We start from the raw sequence: 22,278 nt of genomic DNA on the forward strand, positions 1-22,278 counted from the left end.
GACCCGGACACCCCGGCCCCGCCCCGCTTCCTGCCGGAGTTCGACAACCTGCTGCTCGCCCACGCCGACCGCACCCGGGTCATCCCGCCCGCGAACCGTGGCCGCACCTGGCACGCGAACATGCTCTACTGCCCGTTCCTCGTCGACGGCTTCCTCGCCGGCGTGTGGCGCATCATCGGCGACGCCCTCGTCATCGAGCCGTTCGGCGACCTCACCGAGGCGCGGCGCGCGGAGGTGACCGAGGAGGCGGCGCGCATGCTTCAGGTCATGCACCCGCAGGAGTCGTACGACATCCGGTTCGGGACCGTCATCCCGTAGCCGGGCGGCGGCCGTCAGTCCGCCCGGCCCGTCACCGCCACCGTCACGCCGAGCCCGATCATGGTGAATCCGCCGGCCCCGCCGATCAGCGACAGCCGTCGGTCCGAGCGGGCGAACCAGGTGCGGGTGGCGGACGCGGTCAGGCCCCACAGGGTGTCCGTGACCAGGCCGATCATGATCGGGATCAGGCCCAGCACCAGCATCTGGAGGGGTACTTGACCTGCCGACTGGTCCACGAACTGGGGGAGTACGGCGGCGAAGAACACGATCCCCTTGGGATTGGTGACGCCGACCAGGGCGCCGTCGAGGACCGTCCGCAGGTCGCCGCGGGCCGCGGGCGCCGAGGCGGGATCGGTCGCCGTCACCCGCAGTTCCCTGCGGTGCCGGAACGCCTGGACGCCCAGGAACACGAGGTAGGCCGCGCCCGCCAGCTTCACCGCGAGGTAGATCGCCGCGGACCGCTCCACCAGCGAGCCGATGCCCACCGCGACCGCGATCACCAGCGCATACGAGCCGAAGACATTGCCGATGGCCGTCGCCACCGCGGTGCGGCGGCCGTGGGCCAGTGCCCGTCCGATGACGAACAGCACGCTCGGCCCCGGGATCAGGACCACCAGCAGCGACATCGCCGCGAAGGCCAGCAGTCGGTCGGCGGACACCATGTCCCTCACCTCCGTACGATCCCGGCCATTCAACCCCGGGGCGGACGGACATGGATAGGGGGCGTTGCGGGCCGCTCGTGGAGGCCCGCAACGCCCCCTGGTCTTCACCTGAGGTGGGGCTCAGGAGACCTGTTGGACGACGATCGTGGTCAGGACTCGACCTGTTCCGTCACCTCGTCCGAAAAGGTGGTCAGCCGGGTGTAGATACCCGGGTAACCGGCCTGGGCGCAGCCCTCGCCCCAGGAAGTGATCCCTGCCAGGACGCCCCCGATGAGCAGGGGACCGCCGCTGTCGCCCTGGCAGGTGTCGGTGCCGCCGGAGGTGTATCCGGCGCAAACCATGTCGGACGCGATGAAGTCCGAACCGTAGGAGCTGGAACAGCTGGAGTTGGACACGGTCGGGACGGTCGCCGTGCGCAGCTGGTTGGAGGAGCTGCCTCCCGAGGAGGTGGTGCCCCAGCCGAGGATGCGCGCGGTGGTGCCCGTGGCGTACACGCCGGTGTCCGAGGAGTCGACGTACGAGGCCGGGGTGTACGACATCGACGTGGACAGGGTCAGCACGGCCACGTCGTTGCCCTCGGTGACGTCCTGGTAGTCCGGGTGGATCCAGATGTCGCTGACCCGGCTCACGGTGCCGTTCGTGCCGTTGAGGTAGGTGCGGCCGCCGACCACCCGGACGCTGCTCGTGCTCTCGCCGACCATGCAGTGGGCCGCGGTGACGACCTTGGTGGCCGAGACCAGCGTGCCGCCGCAGAACTGGTCCTGCGAGGCGTCGGTGATCTGCATCATGAACGGGTACGAGGTCGTCGTGGTCGTCGAACCGCCCACGATGCGCGAGTCGGCGGCCTCAGCGGTGGGGGCGCTGAGCAGGGCCGCCGCGGCGGCGGCGACGGTGGCCGCCACGGCGGCCGTCTTTCTGGCACGGGTGAGCCCGAACATGAGACTCCTCATTGGGATTGCCGGTGGGGGGTCGCGCGGGTGTGGGGGGTATGCACGGGAGTCGCGGGACCGACCTCCGTGTGCCCGGCGAGCGGCACATCCACAAGGTAGGTCCCGGACGTTCCCCTTCCCAATGAGGGAACCCCCTAAGGGAGTTGGGCAGGGAAAACCCTCGGTCGTGCCGGGTAAACACCCAGGACCGACAAAGACGGGTGAACTTACGGCGTCCGGCGCCCCGCCGCGAGTCTGACGATGTCGACCCGCGATCGGATCCCGAGCTTGCGATAGACCCGGGTAAGGGTCGCTTCGACCGTTTTGACGCTGATGAACAGGCGCCCGGCGATCTCCCGGTTCGTGGCGCCCTCCATGACCAGCGCCGCGACCTGACGCTCCATCGAGGCGAGCCCGTCCAGGCTGTCGAGGCCGTCCGGCGTGGTGACGGGCGCGGGCGCGGGCGCCGGCTCCACGGTGCCCACCTCTGCCGCGGCCTCGACCCGCCGCAGCCAGGGCAGCGCCCGGCACCGGCGGAACAGCCGGGCGGGCTCGTCGTACGACGTCCGTCCCGAGGCACCGGAACGCAGTTGTGCCAGTGCGAAGGCGGCCCGGGCCTCCTCCAGGCCGTAGCCCAGTTTGCCGAGCCGGTCCTGGGCCGACGTCAACTGGGCCAGGGCGGCCTCCGGTTGGCCGCTTGCCGCGCGCACCAGCGCCTCGGCCCGGTCCAGCACGGCCAGCACGCTCTCCCGGTCCAGCCGCAACGCCTGCTCGCGGGTGACGTCGATGACGTCCTGCGCCTCCGCGATCTCGCCGCCGCGCACCAGGGCCTCGGCGAGGTCGCCGTGCCAGCGTCCGCGCGCGGGATCGGTGATGCCGAGGCCCTGCTCGACCTCGCGCACCCGGCGCAGCGAACGCACCGCCGCCTCCGTGTCCCCGGCCACCAGCTGGGCGTGCCCTAGGGCGGCCAGGGCGCGTGAGACGTACATCTGGTCGCCGTCCTCCTCGGCGTGCTCCATCGCCTCCCGGGCCAGCGTCAGCGCCCGGTCCACCTCACCGCCCGCCGCCTCCGCGAGCGAGGTCAGCACGGCGGAGGCGACCTCGCCGATCCCGGTGTCCCGGGCGAGGCGCAGGCTCTCGCGGGCGAGGTCCAGGGCACGTCCGCAGTGGCCGGAGTGCAGTTCGGTCTCGGCGACCCCGCGCAGGAAGTGCACCTCGCTCTCGACCCATCCGTGCCGGCGCACCTCGCGCAGCAGCGCGGTGACCGTCGCGCGGGCCTCGGGGAGCTGGTCGCTCATGATCAGCCAGCGGAAGCGGGAGTAGCCGGCCCCGTTGTGGTGGCAGGCCACCCTTGGGTCCTGGGGCTCCTCCAGGGCGCGCCGGATGGTCGCGGGGGCGTCCGGGTGGCCCATCAGGGTCTCGATCTGCGCCTTGAGAGCGAGCGCCAGCAGCTCGGTGTAGCGGTCACCGGCCCGCGCGGCCAGCTCCGCCGCGTACCCGGCCTCCTCGCGGGCCTCGTCGAAGTCGCCCTCCACGAGCAGGGCGCGCCAGGTCAGTTGGTAGTGGACCAGCGCGAGCAGCTTCGGGTCGTCGCCCGCGTCGGCCAGGGCCTGCGGGAAGATCGAGTCGACCTCGGTCATGGCGTGGCCCGCCGTCTCGATCACCGCGATCCAGGCCCGCACCCGCTCCGCCGGCACGGTCGTGCGGGCGAGCGCCTCACGGGCGATGTCCCGGGCCAGGTCCAGCTCGCCGGCGGTGATCGCGTCGTCGGCGGCCGCCAGCCGCAGGCCGTCCGGGCTCGGCGTGCCGTGCGCCGGGGTGTGCCGGGCGGCGAGCAGGGAGAGCTGCGCGGCCACCGACGGCGCGCCCCGGTCCCGGGCCTGCGCGGCGGCCTCGGCGAGGCGTGCGGCGACCTCCGGGTCGGTGCCGGTGGTCGCGAGGGCCAGATGCCGGGCGCGTTCGATCGGGTCGGAGGCGGCCGTGGACAGCGCCGCGTGCGCGGCCCGGCGCTCCTGTGCGGGTGCCTCCGCGTACAGCGCGGCGGAGATCATCGGGTGCGCGAACCGTACGGCGGGACCCTCGGGCTCGGTCGCCAGCAGGCCGAGTTCGGCGGCCTGGGCGGTCTCGGCCTCGGCGTTGTCACGGCCGGCCGCGTGCAGCAGGGCCAGTGTGGGGCGGGCGCCGGCGCTGGCCACCAGGAGGGTGCGCCGGGCCTCGTCCGACAGCATCTCCAGCCGGTTCAGCACCAGGGCGCGCAGCGAGGTGGGCACCGGCAGCGGCTCGCCGGGGCGGGGCGGGGTGACGTTCTCGGCGAGGGCGCGGCCCAGTTCGAGGGCGAACAGGGCGTTGCCGCCGCTGGTGCGGTGGATGTCGCGGACCGTGGAGCGGGGCAGGCCGGTATAGCCGCGGTGGTCGAGCAGGGTGGACATCTGGGCGCGGGAGAGCGGGCCCAGGCGTACCGCGAGGGTGTCCGGCGGAGACGCGCGTAGATGGCGGTCGTACTCCTCGCCCTCGGTCCGCACCGCGAAAAGCATCCGTACCGGGGTGTCGCCGAGGCGGCGGGCCGCGAAGCCGAGGAGTTCGGCGCTGGCCGGATCCAGCCACTGGAGGTCGTCGGCGACCAGGAGGACGGGGCCGCTGTCGGCGAGGGCGCGCAGCGTGGACAGCACGGCCAGGCGCAGGGCGAGGCCGTCGCGCTGGAGGTTGGACTCGCCGCGGCCGGTGAGCGCCGACTCCAGGGCGGTGAGCTGGGCGGCGGGGAGCCGGTCGGACACCTCGTCCAGGACCAGGCCGAGGAGGTCGGCGAGGGCCAGGAACGGGAGGTGGGATTCGGACTCCGTGGGCGAGCAGCGCAACACCGTGCGCGCCGTGCCGCCGCATTCGGCGGCCAATGCCCGCAGGACCGTCGACTTCCCAATTCCGGCAGGTCCGTGAAGCAGCACGCTGCCGCCCCGCCCGAGCTGCTCACGCGCCGCCGTGAACAGCTCCTCCCTGCCGATGACCTGGTCGGGGCGGCATCTGGCAGGCTCCTTGAAGTCCCGTCGCACGGTCACCGCTCCCCTCCGTGTGTCGTGTCCGGGCCAATATTAGGCAATAGGTCTTTGAAATTCGGACCGCCGACATGGTGAGGCAAATAACAGCCGTGGAGCATGGGGAAATTCAAAGCACGGATGAATGAATGAGGGGTTGTCACGGTGGTCCGGACCACCGCGGTGCTGGTCCGGACCAGCACCGGACCCGTGGGGCTACGGCAGCAGCCCCGCCCTGCGCGCCGCCGCCACCGTCTCACCCCGCGTGTGGGTACCCAGCTTCCGCATGGCTGACCGCAAATAGCCCTTGACGGTCTCGGCGCGCAGCCCCAGCCGCTCGCCGGTGGCCGCGTTCGTGGCGCCGGCGGCCACGAGTGTCAGTACGTCCAGTTCGCGAGGAGCCAGCTGCACGGTGCTCGGCGCGGGCCCCTCCGTCAGCAGGCCGCAGGCGTCCAGCAGTTCCGCGCGCAGGGTCGGGTCGCCGATGCGTGGGGCCAGGGCGCGCAGGGTCGCGTGGGCCTCGCGGACCTGCTCCCACACGGCACTGCGGTCGGGCGGCGCCGGCTGTGGCCGGGCCGCCTCCAGCAGTCCCCGCACCTCGTCGTGCACCACCAGCGCCTGCTCGACGTCCCGGGCCGCCTCCACCGCCGCCGTCAGGGTGCGGTCGCCCAGCGGCTGGGCCGTGCGCAGGGCGCCGTACAGGACACCGCGCACCCGGCGCCGTACGACGACCGGGACCGCCATCACCGAGCACAGCCCCTCCATGGCGACGGCGGCGTCGTACTCATGGGTGATCTGCCGGGAGGCGGAGTAGTCCGTGACGGCGCACGGGCGGGCCAGGGCGACGGCCTTGCCGCCCAGGCCGTTGCCCGCGGTCACCGCGAGCCTGCGCAGGGAGTCGGTGGCCGTGCCGGTCAGTTCGCTGATGCGGATCCTCGGGCGCCCGGGCTCCACCAGGCCGCCGAAGGCGACCGGTAGCCCCGTCGAGCGGCGCAGGCGCACCAGCGCGCTCCGTATCTCCACCGTTTCGGCCGCGTCCACTGCCACGTACTCGCCCTTTCACTGCGGCGTTCGCGGAGCGCACACCCCCGATCGGGGGTAGTGAGACCCACGTCACGGATTACACGATGGCAGAGAGCCGCCCGGCAAGGTCCGGTAACGAGGAGGACAGATGACGACGGGGACGGAGCTGTTCCGCAGCGCGCGGGACTTCCTGCTGGCACATCGCGAGGATTACGCCACCGCCTACCGGGGCTTCTCCTGGCCCCGGCCCGAGCGGTTCAACTGGGCGCTCGACTGGTTCGACGTCATCGCGGACGGGAACGACCGCACCGCGCTGCACATCGTCGAGGAGGACGGCGCCGAGGTCCGGCTGTCTTTCGCGGAGATGGCCGAGCGGTCGGCCCGGGTCGCCAACTGGCTGCGGACCCGGGGCGTGCGGCCCGAGGACCGCGTCCTCGTCATGCTCGGCAACCAGACCGAGCTGTGGGAGACCGCCCTCGCCGCCATGAAGCTGGGCGCCGTCGTCATCCCGGCCACCCCGCTGCTCGGCCCGGCCGACCTGCGCGACCGGGTGGACCGCGGCCGCGTCCGGCATGTCCTGGTACGGGCCGAGGACACCGCCAAGTTCGACGACGTGCCCGGCGACTACACGCGCATCAGCGTCGGCGGGGAGCGGGAGGGGTGGCTGACGTACGAGGACGCCTACGACGCCTCCGCCGAGTTCACCCCCGACGGGCCGACCGCGGCCGACGACCCGCTGATGCTCTACTTCACCTCCGGCACCACCGCCCGCCCCAAGCTGGTCGAGCACACCCACACCTCGTACCCGATCGGGCATCTGGCCACCATGTACTGGATCGGCCTCGAACCCGGCGACGTGCATCTGAACATCTCCTCGCCCGGCTGGGCCAAGCACGCCTGGTCCAACCTCTTCGCGCCCTGGAACGCGGAGGCGACCGTCTTCATCGTCAACTACACGCGCTTCGACGCGGCCCGGCTGATGGCCGAGATGGACCGCGCCGGCGTCACCACCTTCTGCGCCCCGCCGACGGTCTGGCGCATGCTCATCCAGGCCGACCTGAGCGCCCTGCGCACCCCGCCCCGTGAGGTCGTGGCGGCGGGCGAGCCCCTGAACCCGGAGGTCATCGAGCAGGTCCGGCGCGCCTGGGGTGTGACCATCCGGGACGGCTTCGGGCAGACCGAGACCGCCGTCCAGGTCTCCAACAGCCCCGGTCAGCCCCTGAAGACCGGCTCGATGGGCCGCCCCAGCCCCGGCTTCCGCGTCGAACTCCTCGACCCGGTCTCCGGTGCACCCGGCGCCGACGAGGGCGAGATCGCGCTCGACCTCTCCGAACGACCCGTCGGCGTGATGACCGGCTACCACGGCGACGCCGACCGTACGGCGGAGGCGATGGCCGGCGGCTACTACCGCACCGGCGACATCGGCTCCCGCGACGGCGACGGATACATCACCTACGTCGGCCGGGCCGACGACGTCTTCAAGGCGTCCGACTACAAGATCTCCCCGTTCGAGCTGGAAAGCGCCCTGCTGGAGCACGAGGCGGTGGCCGAGGCGGCCGTCGTGCCCGCGCCGGACGAGCTGCGGCTCGCGGTGCCGAAGGCGTACGTCGTCCTCGCGGAGGGCTGGGAGCCGGGCCCCGACACGGCCAAGGTGCTCTTCGAGCACTCGCGGGAGGTTCTCGCGCCGTACAAGCGCGTGCGCCGCCTGGAGTTCGCGCCGCTGCCCAAGACCGTCTCCGGCAAGATCCGCCGCATCGAGCTGCGCGAGGCCACGGCCGCCGGTTCGGACGCCGAGTACCGCGAGGAGGACTTCCGGTGAGCTCACAGCTGTCGTACACCCACGGGACGAGCGACACCGCCCTGCTCGGCGACACGATCGGGGCCAACCTGGACCGGGCCGTCGCTGCCTGGCCGGACCGGGAGGCGCTGGTCGACGTTCCGTCCGGGCGGCGCTGGACCTACGCCCGGTTCGCCGCCGACGTCGACGAGCTGGCCTACGCCCTGCTCGCGAGCGGGATTGCCAAGGGCGACCGGGTGGGCATCTGGGCGGTCAACTGTCCCGAGTGGGTCCTGGTCCAGTACGCCACGGCCCGCATCGGCGCGATCATGGTCAACATCAACCCGGCCTACCGCACCCACGAGGTGGAGTACGTCCTCAACCAGGCCGGGATCTCGCTGCTGTTCGCCTCCCTCAGTCACAAGACGAGCGACTACCGGGCGATGGTCGAGCAGGTGCGGGGCAAGTGTCCGCGGCTGCGCGAGAGCGTGTTCATCGGAGACCCGAGCTGGGAGGCGCTGATCGCGCGCGGGACGCCGGCTGCGTTCGAGGAGCTGTCCTGCGACGAGCCGATCAACATCCAGTACACGTCGGGCACCACGGGCTTCCCGAAGGGGGCCACCCTCTCCCACCACAACATCCTCAACAACGGTTACTTCGTGGGGGAGTCGATCGCCTACGACGAGCAGGACCGGATCTGCATCCCCGTGCCCTTCTACCACTGCTTCGGCATGGTCATGGGCAATCTGGCGGCCACCTCCCACGGCGCCTGCATGGTCATCCCCGCCCCCTCCTTCGACCCGACGGCCACGCTTTCGGCCGTCCAGCAGGAGCGCTGCACCTCGCTGTACGGCGTCCCGACGATGTTCATCGCGGAGCTCAACCTCCCCGACTTCGCCTCCTACGACCTGTCGTCCCTGCGCACCGGCATCATGGCGGGCTCGCCCTGCCCGGTGGAGGTGATGAAGCGGGTGGTCGCCGAGATGCACATGGCGGAGGTCTCCATCTGCTACGGCATGACCGAGACGTCCCCCGTCTCGCTCCAGACCCGGATGGACGACGACCTGGAACACCGCACCGGCACGGTCGGCCGGGTCCTGCCGCACATCGAGGTGAAGATCGTCGACCCGGCGACCGGCGCGACCCGGCCGCGCGGCACGGCGGGCGAGCTCTGCACCCGCGGCTACAGCGTGATGCTCGGCTACTGGAACGAGCCCGAGAAGACCGCCGAGGCCGTCGACGCGGGGCGCTGGATGCACACCGGTGACCTCGCGACGATGCGGGAGGACGGCTACGTCGAGATCGTCGGCCGCATCAAGGACATGATCATCCGGGGTGGCGAGAACATCTACCCGCGCGAGATCGAGGAGTTCCTGTACGCCCACCCCAAGATCGCGGACGTCCAGGTCGTCGGGGTGCCGCACGAGCGGTACGGCGAGGAGGTACTGGCGTGCGTCATCCCGCGCGACGCCACCGACCCGCTGACGCTGGAGGAGCTCCGAGCCTTCTGCGAGGGGCAGCTCGCGCACTACAAGATCCCGAGCGTGCTGCGGATTCTCGGCTCCTTCCCGATGACGGTGTCGGGGAAGGTGCGCAAGGTGGAGCTGCGTGAGCGGTTCGCGGCCGGTTCGTCAACGCCCTGAAGAGGCGGGGGGAACTGCGCGGCCGGCCACGACGGCGCTGCGGACGAACGACGGCATGTCACGGCTCCTCCGGCGGAGCGCTGCGCATGCACACCCGCGGCCACCGGTCGAGGCCGAGTTCCGCCTCGTGGGCGCGGATCGTGCGCAGCCCCGGGGTGAGCTCGGCCTCTTCCAGGGCGCGGAAGCCGAGGCGTGCGTAGTACGGCGCGTTCCACGGGACCTCGGTGAAGGTGGTCAGGGTGAGACCGGTCAGGCCCTCCTCGCGTGCGCGGTCGGCGGCGTACGCGAGGAGGGCCCGGCCCACGCCCCGGCGCGCGGAGTCGGGGTGCACCGAGACCTGCTCGATGTGCAGGGCGCCGTCGACCGGCTCGCCGATCAAGTAGGCGACCGGGCGGCCACCGCCCTCGCAGGCGGCCCACGCCCGGCCCGCCCGGCGGTAGCGCTCCAGGACGTCCAGGGCGGGCGGCTCGTCGTCGGCGACAGCGGCCATGCCGAGGTCGCGGAAGGCGGCGCCCGCGGCGCGTTCGATGTCCTGGAGGACCGGGAGTTCGTCGGGCGTGACGGGGCGGATGCGCATGGGCCGAGTGTCCGCCGGTGGCCCCGTCGGGGGCGAACGGATTACCGGCCGGGGGGCCGGCCGGTCAGTGGGCGCCCGTCGCGTCCAGCTCGTCGGCGAGGCTGTTGACCGGCTGGGGCGTGCCCGTGAGGTCGAGGACGAAGAGGGGGACGCCCAGGGTGTCGGCGCGGGAGCGGGCGTCGGGGGCGTAGCCGGACAGGGAGAAGTAGACGCAGGCCGCCGACTCCGTCATGGCCGTCAGCCACAGGCACTCCACGTCGCGCAGGGACGTCGGTGCCACGGTCGGGTCGACCTGGGCGAGCAGGCCGTGCGCGGCGATGCCGATGCCGGAAGTGGGGCGCTGGTCTGCGCGGCGGATGTCCCGGTAGCCGAGCCAGCGCAGATACACGGCGGCCGCCGTGACCGCGTCGCGGGCGGTGCGGATCGTGATGGGCTGGAAGGCGCGGCGCGGGGCGGGAGCCTGCGCAGGCTCCGCCTCTTGCGAGGCCGCCCGCGCCACCGGTACTCGCAGCAGCGTCCCGCAGGCGCAGCCCAGCTCCGGGCGGGGCCACTCGCCCTCGCGGCCGCACGCCGTACAGCGGACGCTGACCCATTCGTCGTCCCAGGCGCGATGGGTGACGGCCGTCGCGGTCCCGGCCGGGTCGAGCGGGGGCACCACGGGCGCCCCGCAGGTGCAGGGATAGGAAGGTGCCGCGTACAGATGCTCGCGCCGGCAGGCCGGGCAGCGCACCGACACGCTCTCGGACATGGCCCACTCCAGGACGACCTCGCAACGGGACAGCGCACCCATCGTCCACCAGGTGGTGCCCGGTTGTCCCCCTCTTGACGGTCTTCACCCGCCCGCCTACATTGCTTCCAGATAGTAGAAAAGAGTTTCCGCTATGTGGAATCCAAGAGGGTTCGCGGGCGGAACCGACATCGTCACGGAATTGCTCACCGCGGGGCGCGACGGGAGTGCGAATCCGACAGCCGAAGCAGGAGTACTCAATGGCACGTATGACCGCTGCCCGAGCGGCAGTCGAGATCCTCAAGCGCGAGGGCGTCAGCAACGCGTTCGGCGTGCCGGGCGCGGCGATCAACCCCTTCTACGCGGCGCTCAAGGCCTCCGGCGGCATCAACCACACCCTCGCCCGCCATGTGGAGGGCGCCTCGCACATGGCGGAGGGCTACACCCGCACGCACCCCGGCAACATCGGCGTCTGCATCGGCACGTCCGGCCCGGCCGGCACCGACATGATCACCGGTCTGTACTCCGCGATCGGTGACTCGATCCCGATCCTGTGCATCACGGGCCAGGCCCCGACCGCCGTGATCCACAAAGAGGACTTCCAGGCCGTCGACATCGCCTCGATCGCCAAGCCGGTCACGAAGATGGCGGTGACCGTCCTGGAGGCCGCGCAGGTCCCCGGCGTCTTCCAGCAGGCGTTCCACCTGATGCGCTCGGGCCGTCCGGGCCCGGTCCTCATCGACCTGCCGATCGACGTCCAGCTCACCGAGATCGAGTTCGACCCGGACACCTACGAGCCGCTCCCGGTGTACAAGCCGGCCGCGACCCGCGCCCAGATCGAGAAGGCGATCGGGATGCTGAACGCCGCCGAGCGACCGCTGATCGTCGCGGGCGGCGGTGTCATCAACGCGGATGCCGCCGAACTGCTGGTGGAATTGGCGGAGTTGACGGGTACCCCGGTCGTCCCGACCCTGATGGGCTGGGGCCTGCTCCCCGACGACCACGAGCTGAACGCCGGCATGGTGGGCCTGCAGACCTCGCACCGCTACGGCAACGCGACCTTCCTGGAGTCCGACTTCGTCCTCGGCATCGGCAACCGCTGGGCCAACCGCCACACCGGCAAGCTGGACGTCTACACGGCCGGCCGCAAGTTCGTCCACGTCGACGTCGAGCCCACCCAGATCGGCAAGATCTTCGCCGCGGACTACGGCATCGCGTCCGACGCGAAGGCGGCCCTGGAGCTGTTCGTCGAGGTGGCACGGGAGCTGAAGGCGCAGGGCAAGCTCCCCGACCGCTCGGCATGGGCGGCCTCGGCCCAGGAGAAGAAGGCGACGCTCCAGCGCCGTACGCACTTCGACGACATCCCGATCAAGCCGCAGCGCGTCTACGAGGAGATGAACAAGGCCTTCGGTCCCGAGACCCGGTACGTCTCCACGATCGGCCTCTCGCAGATCGCCGGCGCCCAGATGCTGCACGTCTTCAAGCCGCGGCACTGGATCAACTGCGGCCAGGCGGGCCCGCTCGGCTGGACCATCCCGGCCGCGCTGGGCGTGGCGAAGGCCGACCCCGAGGCGCAGGTCGTCGCCCTGTCCGGTGACTACGACTTCCAGTTCATGATCGAGGAGCTGGCGGTCGGTGCCCAGCACCGGATCCCGTACGTCCATGTCCTGGTGAACAACTCCTACCTGGGCCTGATCCGCCAGGCGCAGCGGGCCTTCGAGATCGACTTCCAGGTCAACCTGGAGTTCGAGAACATCAACTCGCCCGAGCTGGGCGTCTACGGCGTCGACCACGTCAAGGTCGCCGAGGGCCTCGGCTGCAAGGCGATCCGGGTGACCGACCCGGCCGAACTGGGCGCGGCCTTCGAGCAGGCCAAGAAGCTCGCTCAGGAGTTCCAGGTCCCGGTGGTCGTCGAGGCGATCCTGGAGCGCATCACCAACATCTCCATGTCGACGACCAACGACATCAGCAATGTCGTCGAGTTCGAGGAGATCGCCACTGAGCCCGGCCACGCGCCGACGTCGATCAAGACCCTGAAGGTCTGACACGACAGATCAGTGAGGGGCGGTCCGACCGAAAGGTCGGGCCGCCCCTTTCGCATGCAGAGGTAGTTCTCTGCGGTCGCCTACTGCTCGTGGTGCTCCGACAGCCCGGGCCAGTCGTCGGGGCCACCGCCCTGCCAGTCGATGAAGTCGCTCTCCGAGATGTCCGTGACATACAGATCGGCGAGCCGCAGGATCTCGCTCACGTCGTCCACATGCGTGGCGATCCCCAGTGTCTCGTCGCCCTCCGTGACCCGCCGGGACCCGTCCAGCGCCGGCGGATGCACCACGACATGCGGATGCTCCGTTGGATGTGCCATGCCCTCAGCCTCCTGCGCCGCGGGGAATTCCGCACGCCGACGGCCCGCAGCTGCTGTGCAGCCGGCTCGGACGCCACGTCATCCCGTGCGGCCGTACCCGGCGACGCCGAGAAGCGCCGGGTACGGGACCGTCCGTACCCGGCGCTTCTCGGCCGGTGAGGCATCTTCGGTTGTGGCCGTCCGACGGTGCGAGGCTGGGCGCGACAGGACATTCGCGCCGCCGGACGGGGTCTGTGGGGCTTGGGACCGCGGCGGCAGCGACGGAACCGGGGGCTCCTTCCCTCTGGTCGAAGAAGGAGGCCGGACCTTCACCACCGCACTGGCTCGCACGCCGCCGCGGTCCTCGCGTTGCCCGCGCCCGTTCCCGGCGACCACCCCTCATCCGGGTCGCTCGGTGTCGTGCGCAGGCGATGCGTCCGGCTCATGACCTCCCGTCAGGAGACGGACGCAGCTTGGGTGTTCAGTCCTCGCGCAGGGCGCGGACCGCCTCCTCCACGCGCTTGCCGTACTCCGGGTCGGCGGCGTGGAAGTGGGCCAGGTTCTTCTCGATCACGTCGTCGCGGGAGACCTGGGCCAGGCCACCGGCGATGTTCGCGATCAGACGGGACTTCTCCTCGGCCGACATGAGCCGGTACAGCTCGCCGGCCTGGAAGAAGTGGTCGTCCTTGGTGTGCAGCGGGGCCTCGTGGGTGCCCGTGTGGCCGGTCACCGCGAGCGGCGCCGACAGCGGGCGGCCGGTCTCCACCGGGCCGTCGTGGGAGTTCGGCTCGTAGTTCTTCGCCCCGCGGCCCTGGGAGTTGGTCGCCATGAAGCCGTCCCGGCCGTAGTTCTGCGCCGTCGTGGCCTTGGGGGCGTTCACCGCCAGCAGGGTGTGGTTGACGCCCAGGCGGTAGCGGTGGGCGTCCGCGTAGGCGAACAGCCGGCCCTGGAGCATCTTGTCGGGGGAGGGGCCGATGCCGGGCACGAAGTTGTTCGGGGAGAACGCGGCCTGCTCGACCTCGGCGAAGACGTTGTCCGGGTTGCGGTCCAGGACCAGGCGGCCCACCCGCTGCAGCGGGTAGTCCTTGTGCGGCCACACCTTGGTGAGGTCGAAGGGGTTGAAGCGGTAGTCGGCCGCCTCGGCCGCCGGCATGAGCTGCACGTAGAGGGTCCACGACGGGTGCACGCCCCGCTCGATGGCCTGGAGCAGGTCCGTCTGGTGCGAGTTGGCGTCCTTGCCCGCGAGCTCCGCGCCCTGCTCACTGCTCAGGGAGCGCACACCCTGGTTGGTCTTGAAGTGGTACTTGACGAAGAAGGCCTCGCCCTCGGCGTTCGTCCACTGGTAGGTGTGCGAGCCGTAGCCGTTCATGTGGCGGTACGACGCCGGGATGCCGCGGTCGCCCATCAGCCAGGTCACCTGGTGCGTGGCCTCGGGGGCGTGCGCCCAGAAGTCCCAGACGTTGTCCGGCTCCTGCTTGCCGGTGAACGGGTCGCGCTTTTGCGAGTGGATGAAGTCGGGGAACTTGATCGGGTCCTTGATGAAGAACACCGGCGTGTTGTTCCCGACGAGGTCGTAATTGCCCTCCGCCGTATAGAACTTGAGGGCGAAGCCGCGCGGGTCGCGGACCGCGTCCGCCCCGCCGAGGCTGTCGGCCACGGTCGAGAAGCGCAGGAACACCTCGGTCCGCTTGCCCACCTCGCTCAGGAAGTCGGCGTGGGTGAAGCCGGTGACGTCGTCGGTCACCTCGAAGTGGCCGTACGCGCCGGAGCCCCGGGCGTGCACCACGCGCTCCGGAATGCGCTCACGGTTGAAGCGCGCGAGCTTCTCCAGCAGGTGCTGGTCCTGGAGCAGGAGCGGGCCGCCGACGCCGGCGGAGGCGGAGTTCTGGTTGTCGGCGACCGGGGCGCCGGACTCGGTGGTGAGCACGCGCTTCGACATCGTGGACCTTCCGTGCGAGTGTCAGCGGAATACTGTTTCCGCTTTGTGGAGCCTAGAAGTGGGCGATCTGGGCGTCAACAGTTTGTTGAATCAAATCAACGATTTGTTGAAGAGGATTCCGGGCCGCGGCGACGCCTGGGCGCGACAGGACAGGTGTCAGCGGCGCCACGGCCCGGAAATCTGGGGAAGGGTCCGGCTCAGACCTGGGCGCCGGACAGGCGCTCCACGGCGCGCAGCAGGGCCGAGTGGTCCAGGCCGCCGTCGCCCTGCGCGCGCAGGGACGCGACCAGCTGGGCGACCACGGCGCCGACGGGGAGCGCCGCGCCGACGTTGCGGGCGGCGTCCGTGACGATGCCCATGTCCTTGTGGTGCAGGTCGATCCGGAAGCCCGGCTTGAAGTCGCGGTTCAGGAAGTTGTCCTTCTTCCGCGTCAGCACGGTCGAGCCCGCCAGGCCGCCGTTGAGGACGTCCAGCGCCGCCGTCAGGTCCACGCCGGACTTCTCCAGGAAGACCACGGCCTCGGCGCACGCCTGGATGTTCACAGCGACGATCAGCTGGTTGGCCGCCTTCACGGTCTGACCCGAGCCGTGCGGACCGCACAGCACGATGGTCTTGCCGAGGGCGTCGAGGATGGGCTTCGCGGCCTCGAAGTCGGCCTGCTCGCCGCCGACCATGATCGACAGTACGGCCTCGATGGCGCCGGCCTCACCGCCGGACACGGGAGCGTCCAGAACGCGGATGCCCTTGTCCTTGGCCGCCTTCGCCAGGTCGACCGAGGTCTGTGGGGTGATCGAGGACATGTCGACCAGCAGCGCGCCGGACTTCGCGTTCTCCAGGATGCCGTCGGGGCCGTAGGCGATGGCCTCGACGTGCGGGGAGGCCGGGACCATCGTGATGACGACGTCGGCGTCCTTGACGGCTTCGGCGATCGAGCCGGCGGCGGTGCCGCCCGCCGCTGCGAGGCGGTCCAGCTTGTCCTGCTCCAGCGTGAAGCCGGTGACGGAGTAACCCGCCTTGATCAGGTTCTCGGACATGGGGGAGCCCATGATGCCGAGGCCGATCCAGGCGATCTTGGGAAGGTTGCTCATGATGGGGGTGCCTCTCAAATGCAGGGGTGTGTTCAGCGGGCGGCGCGCGCTTCGCGGGGCAGCCAGCCGAAGGCCTCCGCGCTGGGGCGGTCGCCCGGCTTGTACTCCAGGCCGACCCAGCCCTCGTAACCGGCCTTCTTGAGCTGGTCGAGCAGCTCCTCCAGCGGCAGCGTCCCCGTGCCCGGCGCGCCGCGGCCCGGGTTGTCGGCGATCTGCACGTGGCCGGTCTTCGCCGTGTACTCCTCGATCACCGCCGGCAGGTCCTCGCCGTTCATGGACAGGTGGTAGAGGTCCATGAGGAAGCGGGCGTTGCCCAGCCCCGTCGCCTCGTTGACCTTGTCCACGACGCCCACCGCTGCCGGTGCGCTGACCAGCGGGTACAGCGGCGACTCGGGCTTGTTCAGGGCCTCGATCAGCAGGATCGCGCCGATCCGGTCGGCGGCGCGGGCCGCCAGGACCAGGTTCTCCAGCGCGAGCGCGTCCTGCTCGGCCGGGTCCACGCCCTCGACGCGGTTGCCGTACAGGGCGTTGAGCGCCTTGCAGCCGAGCGAGGCGGCGAAGTCGGCCGCCACGTCGATGTTGGCGCGGAACCTCTCCGACTCCTCGCCCGGGATCGACAGGGCGCCACGGTCGGGGCCGGGCAGCTGACCGGCGTAGAAGTTCAGGCCCGTGAGCTGGACGCCCGCGTCCTCGATCGCCTTCTTCAGGGCGTCGAGCTCGGCCCGCTCGGGGGTGGGGGAGTCGACCCAGGGCCACCACAGCTCGACCGCGGTGAAGCCCGCCGCGGCGGCGGCCGCGGGGCGCTCCAGGAGCGGGAGTTCCGTGAAGAGGATCGACAGGTTGACGTTGAAGCGCTGCTCTGTGAATCCCATGGGGTCGGCGCTCCCTTCCGTTTTGATATTCCGTATTGCGGAAGTTCGTTTCTGCTTAATGGAAGATTGCCGTTCTGGGTCGTGACTTGTCAAGAGGAGGCCCAGGCAAAAACGCCGGCGTCGAGCGCTGACCTGCTGTGACTTCGCCCACCCGCCCTTGCCCGGGCGGGGAACGCTTACCTACGTTCGATTGCATGTCCTCCCACGGCCCCGCACCTGCCGAGTTCTCCGTCGACCTGAGCGCGCACGAGATGCTCCGGCGGGCCCACGTCCTGGACGCGCTCGGCCCCGACTGGGACCCGGGCGCCGCCCTGCGCGGTGAGGAGGAGGCGTACGAGCTGCTGTACTCCGGCCTCGACGCGGAGCAGCAGCGTGTGTACGACGAACTGGTCTCGGCAGGTGTGCTCCCTCCGCGAGGAGGCGGGCATGCTGCCTCGTGACCCACAGGCCGACGTCGGGCGCCGCGCCTGGGTGGCCTGCCCGAACTGCGACGACCGCCAGGGGTGCGGCGACTGCGAGCAGCAGCGCACCTGCTCCCGGCACTGGCGCTATCTGCTCTCCAACACCGGCAGCCTGCTCCACCTCCAGTGCCGTTCGTGCAGCCATGTCTGGAGCCACGAGACGGGCTTCGGCGCGACGCGCTCTTTCTGGCAGCGCATGAACCGCGCCTGGTGAGACCGATCGGCGGCCCGCTCCGCGCGTTCGGACGATGCCACCGTCTGTCATTCGGATGACCTCACCGTCCGCCGCCGCGGACGTGGGCCCGGTGTGACCGAGGATCGCGGTCGGCGGTCACCCCCGGCCGCCTTCCGTCCGCCCGGAGGCAGCCGTGCAGATCCTGCTCGTGGCCAGCGCGTTCAACAGCCTCACCCAGCGCGTCCACGCGGAGCTGCGCGACCGCGGCCACAAGGTGGCGGTGGAGCTCGCCCTGCCGGAGCGCCCGCTCGCGGACGCCGTACGACGGCACCGACCGCAGCTCATCGTGGCGCCGATGCTGAAGACGGCGATTCCCGAGGAGGTGTGGGCGGCACACACCTGCCTCGTCGTCCATCCCGGGCCGCTCGGCGATCGTGGACCGTCCTCCCTGGACTGGGCGCTGACCGAAGGCGCCGAGCACTGGGGTGTCACGGTCCTGCAAGCCGGCGCGGAGATGGACGCGGGCGACGTGTGGGCCTCGGTGCCGTGCCGGGTTCCTCCGGTGGCCAAGAGCGACCTGTACCGGGGCGAGGTCGCCGACGCCGCGCTCACGGCCGTCCTTCTCGCCGTGGAGCGCTTCGCTGGCGGCACCCACGTCCCGACCGCACAGGACGAGGCGGGCCTCGTCGGCGCACCCGTGCGCGTGCGGCCCTACCTCGACCAGAGCGTCCGGCGGATCGACTGGGCCGCGGACCCCACCGAGAGCGTCGTGCGCAAGCTGCGGGCGGCGGACTCCCAGCCCGGGGTGCTGGACGTGCTGCTCGGCAGTGAGTGGTACCTGCACGGCGGCCACCCCGAAAGCGACCTGCGCGGCCGCCCCGGCGAGCTCCTGGCCACCCGGGCCGGAGCGATCTGCCGGGCCACCGCCGACGGCGCCGTGTGGATCCCCGAACTGCGGCCCCGACGCCTGCCTGGTCGGCCGCCCACCTTCAAACTCCCCGCCGTACGGGCCCTGGGCGACCGGCTGCCGCCCCTGCCGGAGCTCGCGCCGCCCCCGCTGCCCGACGCGCGCGAGCGCACCTGGACGGACATCCGCTACCGGGAGGACGGCGGCGTCGGCTTCCTGTCGTTCTCCTTCCCGGGCGGCGCCATGAGCACCGAGCAGTGCCGGCGCCTCCTGGCCGCCTACCGGGAGGCGTGCGCCCGCCCCACGTCGGTGCTGGTCCTCGGCGGACAGCGGGACTTCTTCGGCAACGGGATCCACCTGGGCGTCATCGAGGCCGCCGCCGACCCCGCCGCCGAGTCCTGGGCGAACATCAACGCCATCGACGACCTCGTGGAGGCGGTCCTCACCACCACCGACCGGATCGTCGTCGCGGCCGTCGCGGGCAACGCCGCGGCCGGCGCGGTGATGCTCGCCCTGGCCGCGGACGAGGTGTGGTGCCGCTCCGGGGTCGTACTGAACCCGCACTACCGGCTGATGGGCCTGTACGGCTCGGAGTACTGGACCTACACGCTTCCCCGCAGGGTGGGCCCGGCCGTGGCCGAACGGCTCATGCGGGAGGCGCTGCCCGTGAGTGCGGCGGGCGCCCTGCGCCTCGGACTCGCCGACCGGGTGATCGACTGCGGCCCCGGCGACTTCGCACAGCAGGCCGGCACCCTGGCGGCGCGGCTCGCGGCGCTGCCGGCGACGGCCTCCCGCATCGCCGCCAAGAAGGCGGAAGCGGACCGGCGGGAGGCCACGACCCCGCTCGCCGCCTTCCGTGCACAGGAGCTGGCCCGCATGCGCCGGACCTTCGACGACCCGGACGCCCCCTACCACGCCCTGCGCCGCGCCTTCGTCCACAAGCGGCGCCCCTCGTGCACCCCGCCCCACCTCACGTCGCCCCCGGTTGCGTGAACCGGCTCCACCACCTGTGCCGCCGTTGTCACACGAATGGCCCACCGTGTGTTTCACCCCGGCCGAACCGCTGATACGAAGAGTCCGATGGCCCGAAATGCGGGCCTTCATCCCTTACCTCCCTTGGAGGCGGTCCCATGACTGAGGCGACGCCGGACACGGTCGGTGCTGCGGACACCACAGGCGCGCCCGCCGACGAGTCACCCACGATCCATATCCTCTGGATCAACGCGGGCCTGAGCTGCGACGGGGACTCGGTCGCGCTGACGGCGGCCATGCAGCCGAGCATCGAGGAGATCGTCCTGGGCGTGCTGCCGGGGCTGCCGAAGATCCAGGTGCACTGGCCGCTCATCGACTTCGAGTGCGGTCCGGTCGGCGGCGCGGACACGTTCATCGAGTGGTTCTTCAAGGGCGAGCGGGGCGAGATCGACCCGTTCGTGCTGGTCGTCGAGGGCTCGGTCCCCAACGAGGCGATCAAGCCCGAGGGCTACTGGTGCGGCTTCGGGGACGACCCGCAGACCGGCCAGCCGATCACCACCAGCGAGTGGATCGACCGGCTCGCACCGAAGGCCCTGGCCGTGGTCGCCATCGGCACCTGTGCCACATACGGCGGCATCCACGCGATGGCCGGCAACCCGACCGGCGCGATGGGCGTCCCGGACTATCTCGGCTGGGACTGGAAGTCCCAGGCCGGCATCCCCATCGTCTGCGTCCCCGGCTGCCCGATCCAGCCCGATAACTTCGCCGAGACGCTGACCTACCTGCTCTACCAGGCGACCGGCGCCGCCCCGATGATCCCGCTGGACGACAAGCTGCGTCCGTCCTGGCTGTTCGGGGCCACCGTGCACGAGGGCTGCGACCGGGCGGGCTACTACGAGCAGGGTGAGTTCGCGGAGACGTACGACTCGCCGAAGTGCCTGGTGAAGATCGGCTGCTGGGGCCCGGTGGTGAAGTGCAACGTGCCCAAGCGCGGCTGGATGAACGGCATCGGCGGCTGCCCGAACGTCGGCGGCATCTGCATCGCCTGCACCATGCCCGGCTTCCCCGACAAGTTCATGCCGTTCATGGACGAACCCCCCGGCGCCAGGCTGTCCGTCTCGGGCAGCTCCGCCTACGGCGCCGTGGTCCGCAAGCTGCGGCACATCACGGCCAGGACGGTCGACAAGGAGCCCAAGTGGCGCCGTACCGGAGAGCGGATCACCACCGGCTACCGGCCTCCGTGGTGACGCCCCGCCACCCGTGATCCGCCCCTGGTGCGTGCACCCCCGACACACGACCCGAACCTCCCGCACAACGAAGGGCACGGCAAACGACGATGGCAGCGAGGACGAAGGCGGCCGGCGACGGCAGCGGCCTGGTGGAGATGTCCTGGGATCCGATCACCCGGATCGTGGGCAGCCTCGGCATCCACACGAAGATCGACTTCAAGCAGAAGCGGGTCGCGGAGTGCTACAGCACCTCGTCGGTCTTCCGCGGCTACAGCGTCTTCATGCGCGGCAAGGACCCGCGCGACGCCCACTTCATCACCAGCCGCATCTGCGGGATCTGCGGCGACAACCACGCCACCTGCTCGGTGTACGCGCAGAACATGGCGTACGGCGTGAAGCCCCCGCACCTCGGTGAGTGGATCATCAACCTCGGCGAGTCCGCCGAGTACATGTTCGACCACAACATCTTCCAGGAGAACCTGGTCGGGGTCGACTACTGCGAGAAGATGGTCAGGGAGACCAACCCCGGCGTCCTCGAACTCGCCGAGCGCACCGAGGCCCCGCACGCCGCCGAGCACGGCTACCGCACGATCGCCGACATCATGCGCTCGCTGAACCCGCTGGAGGGCGAGTTCTACCGCGAGGCCCTCCAGGTCAGCCGCTACACCCGGGAGATGTTCTGCCTGATGGAGGGGCGCCATGTGCACCCCTCCACGCTCTACCCGGGCGGCGTCGGCACGGTCGCCTCCGTGCAGCTCTTCACGGACTACATGAGCCGCCTGATGCGGTACGTGGAGTTCATGAAGCGGGTCGTGCCCCTGCACGACGACCTGTTCGACTTCTTCTACGAGGCCCTGCCCGGCTACGAGGAGGTCGGCCGCCGACGCGTCCTGCTCGGCTGCTGGGGCGCGCTCAACGACCCCGAGTACTGCGACTTCACCTACGCCAACATGACGGACTGGGGCCGGCGGATGTTCGTCACGCCCGGCATCATCGTCGACGGCAAGCTGGTCACCAACGACCTCACCGAGATCAACCTCGGCATCCGGATCCTGCTCGGCAGCTCCTACTACGAGGACTGGGAGGGCCAGGAGCAGTTCGTCACCCACGACCCGCTCGGCAACCCGGTCGACCCGCGCCACCCGTGGAACCAGCACACCATCCCCGCCCCGCAGAAGCGGGACTTCGACGACAAGTACAGCTGGGTGATGTCCCCGCGCTGGTTCGACGGCAAGGACCACCTCGCCCTGGACACCGGCGGCGGCCCCATCGCCCGACTGTGGTCCACCGCCCTGTCCGGGCTCGTCGACATCGGGTACGTCAAGGCCACCGGCAACAGCGTGGTCATCAACCTGCCCCGCACGATGACCAAGCCGGAGACCACCTTCGAGTGGAAGATCCCGCGGTGGAGCAACGCGCTGGAACGCAACCGCGCGCGCACCTACTTCCAGGCGTACGCCGCCGCTGTCGCCCTGCACAGCGCGGAGAAGGGCCTGGAGGAGGTGCGGGCCGGACGCACCCAGACCTGGGAGAAGTTCGAGGTCCCGGACCAGAGCATCGGCGTCGGCTTCACCGAGGCGGTCCGCGGTGTCCTCTCCCACCACATGGT

19 protein-coding genes are annotated in these 22,278 nt (G+C 71.0%); 9 read left to right on the forward strand and 10 right to left on the reverse strand.

Going from position 1 to position 22,278, the window contains the following annotated elements:
• The coding region (locus EAO75_RS15840) for a DNA glycosylase AlkZ-like family protein (RefSeq protein WP_147996025.1) at window positions 1–318 on the forward strand (318 nt) is incomplete at its 5' end.
• 14 nt (window positions 319–332) lie between these two features.
• On the opposite strand, the gene EAO75_RS15845 is transcribed toward EAO75_RS15840, so the two are convergent.
• The 4 genes from EAO75_RS15845 to EAO75_RS15860 form a co-directional block, all read right to left on the reverse strand.
• Complete coding sequence (locus EAO75_RS15845) at window positions 333–980, reverse strand: LysE family translocator (protein WP_147995705.1); 648 nt, start codon at window positions 978–980, stop codon at window positions 333–335.
• A 149-nt stretch (window positions 981–1,129) separates the two neighbouring features.
• A complete protein-coding gene (locus EAO75_RS15850) occupies window positions 1,130–1,918 on the reverse strand; it encodes a S1 family peptidase (protein WP_147995706.1) in 789 nt (262 codons plus the stop codon).
• Between the two features lie 218 nt (window positions 1,919–2,136).
• Complete coding sequence (locus EAO75_RS15855) at window positions 2,137–4,962, reverse strand: helix-turn-helix transcriptional regulator (RefSeq protein ID WP_147995707.1); 2,826 nt, start codon at window positions 4,960–4,962, stop codon at window positions 2,137–2,139.
• A 192-nt stretch (window positions 4,963–5,154) separates the two neighbouring features.
• Complete coding sequence (locus EAO75_RS15860; RefSeq protein ID WP_147996026.1) at window positions 5,155–5,979, reverse strand: helix-turn-helix transcriptional regulator; 825 nt, start codon at window positions 5,977–5,979, stop codon at window positions 5,155–5,157.
• Between the two features lie 130 nt (window positions 5,980–6,109).
• Here EAO75_RS15860 and EAO75_RS15865 point away from each other — a divergent pair, with 130 nt between their 5' ends.
• Both EAO75_RS15865 and EAO75_RS15870 read left to right on the forward strand, forming a co-directional pair.
• On the forward strand, window positions 6,110–7,780 hold the full coding sequence (locus EAO75_RS15865; RefSeq protein ID WP_147995708.1) for an AMP-binding protein: 1,671 nt from the start codon (window positions 6,110–6,112) through the stop codon (window positions 7,778–7,780).
• Window positions 7,777–9,381 (forward strand): AMP-binding protein, encoded by a 1,605-nt coding sequence (locus EAO75_RS15870; protein ID WP_147995709.1) that lies wholly within the window; start codon window positions 7,777–7,779, stop codon window positions 9,379–9,381. The genes EAO75_RS15865 and EAO75_RS15870 overlap by 4 nt, the downstream gene beginning before the upstream one ends.
• Window positions 9,382–9,439: 58 nt before the next feature.
• On the opposite strand, the gene EAO75_RS15875 is transcribed toward EAO75_RS15870, so the two are convergent.
• Together EAO75_RS15875 and EAO75_RS15880 are read right to left on the reverse strand one after the other, a co-directional pair.
• Window positions 9,440–9,958 (reverse strand): GNAT family N-acetyltransferase, encoded by a 519-nt coding sequence (locus EAO75_RS15875; protein WP_147995710.1) that lies wholly within the window; start codon window positions 9,956–9,958, stop codon window positions 9,440–9,442.
• 64 nt (window positions 9,959–10,022) lie between these two features.
• Window positions 10,023–10,706 carry a hypothetical protein gene (locus EAO75_RS15880; protein ID WP_147995711.1) on the reverse strand — a complete coding sequence of 228 codons (684 nt, stop codon included), beginning with the start codon at window positions 10,704–10,706 and terminating at the stop codon, window positions 10,023–10,025.
• A 239-nt stretch (window positions 10,707–10,945) separates the two neighbouring features.
• On the opposite strand from EAO75_RS15880, the gene gcl reads away from it, so the two are divergent.
• Window positions 10,946–12,730, forward strand: coding sequence for a glyoxylate carboligase (gene gcl, locus EAO75_RS15885; RefSeq protein WP_147995712.1), 1,785 nt, complete (start codon window positions 10,946–10,948; stop codon window positions 12,728–12,730).
• An 80-nt stretch (window positions 12,731–12,810) separates the two neighbouring features.
• Here gcl and EAO75_RS15890 read toward each other — a convergent pair whose 3' ends face one another.
• The 4 genes from EAO75_RS15890 to EAO75_RS15905 form a co-directional block, all read right to left on the reverse strand.
• Window positions 12,811–13,047 (reverse strand): hypothetical protein, encoded by a 237-nt coding sequence (locus EAO75_RS15890; RefSeq protein WP_147995713.1) that lies wholly within the window; start codon window positions 13,045–13,047, stop codon window positions 12,811–12,813.
• Between the two features lie 460 nt (window positions 13,048–13,507).
• A complete protein-coding gene (locus tag EAO75_RS15895; protein WP_147995714.1) occupies window positions 13,508–14,965 on the reverse strand; it encodes a catalase in 1,458 nt (485 codons plus the stop codon).
• A 197-nt stretch (window positions 14,966–15,162) separates the two neighbouring features.
• Window positions 15,163–16,053 (reverse strand): 2-hydroxy-3-oxopropionate reductase, encoded by an 891-nt coding sequence (locus EAO75_RS15900; protein ID WP_147995715.1) that lies wholly within the window; start codon window positions 16,051–16,053, stop codon window positions 15,163–15,165.
• Window positions 16,054–16,085: 32 nt separating this feature from the next.
• Window positions 16,086–16,925: a TIM barrel protein gene (locus tag EAO75_RS15905; RefSeq protein WP_147995716.1), complete on the reverse strand. Its 840-nt coding sequence runs from the start codon at window positions 16,923–16,925 to the stop codon at window positions 16,086–16,088.
• A gap of 194 nt (window positions 16,926–17,119) precedes the next feature.
• Here EAO75_RS15905 and EAO75_RS15910 point away from each other — a divergent pair, with 194 nt between their 5' ends.
• From EAO75_RS15910 to EAO75_RS15930, 5 genes are all read left to right on the forward strand, one after another.
• On the forward strand, window positions 17,120–17,365 hold the full coding sequence (locus EAO75_RS15910; RefSeq protein ID WP_147995717.1) for a DUF6400 family protein: 246 nt from the start codon (window positions 17,120–17,122) through the stop codon (window positions 17,363–17,365).
• Window positions 17,352–17,600, forward strand: coding sequence for a hypothetical protein (locus EAO75_RS15915; RefSeq protein ID WP_147995718.1), 249 nt, complete (start codon window positions 17,352–17,354; stop codon window positions 17,598–17,600). The genes EAO75_RS15910 and EAO75_RS15915 overlap by 14 nt, the downstream gene beginning before the upstream one ends.
• 154 nt (window positions 17,601–17,754) lie before the next feature.
• The gene (locus EAO75_RS15920) at window positions 17,755–19,461 is read left to right on the forward strand and encodes an enoyl-CoA hydratase-related protein (RefSeq protein WP_147995719.1); all 1,707 of its coding nucleotides are present in this window, start codon (window positions 17,755–17,757) and stop codon (window positions 19,459–19,461) included.
• 137 nt (window positions 19,462–19,598) lie between these two features.
• Window positions 19,599–20,687, forward strand: a complete 1,089-nt coding sequence (locus tag EAO75_RS15925) for a hydrogenase expression protein HypE (protein ID WP_147995720.1) — start codon at window positions 19,599–19,601, stop codon at window positions 20,685–20,687.
• Between the two features lie 89 nt (window positions 20,688–20,776).
• The coding region (locus EAO75_RS15930; RefSeq protein WP_147996027.1) for a nickel-dependent hydrogenase large subunit at window positions 20,777–22,278 on the forward strand (1,502 nt) is incomplete at its 3' end.

The organism is Streptomyces sp. UW30, from assembly GCF_008042075.1.
Classification (GTDB): domain Bacteria; phylum Actinomycetota; class Actinomycetes; order Streptomycetales; family Streptomycetaceae; genus Streptomyces.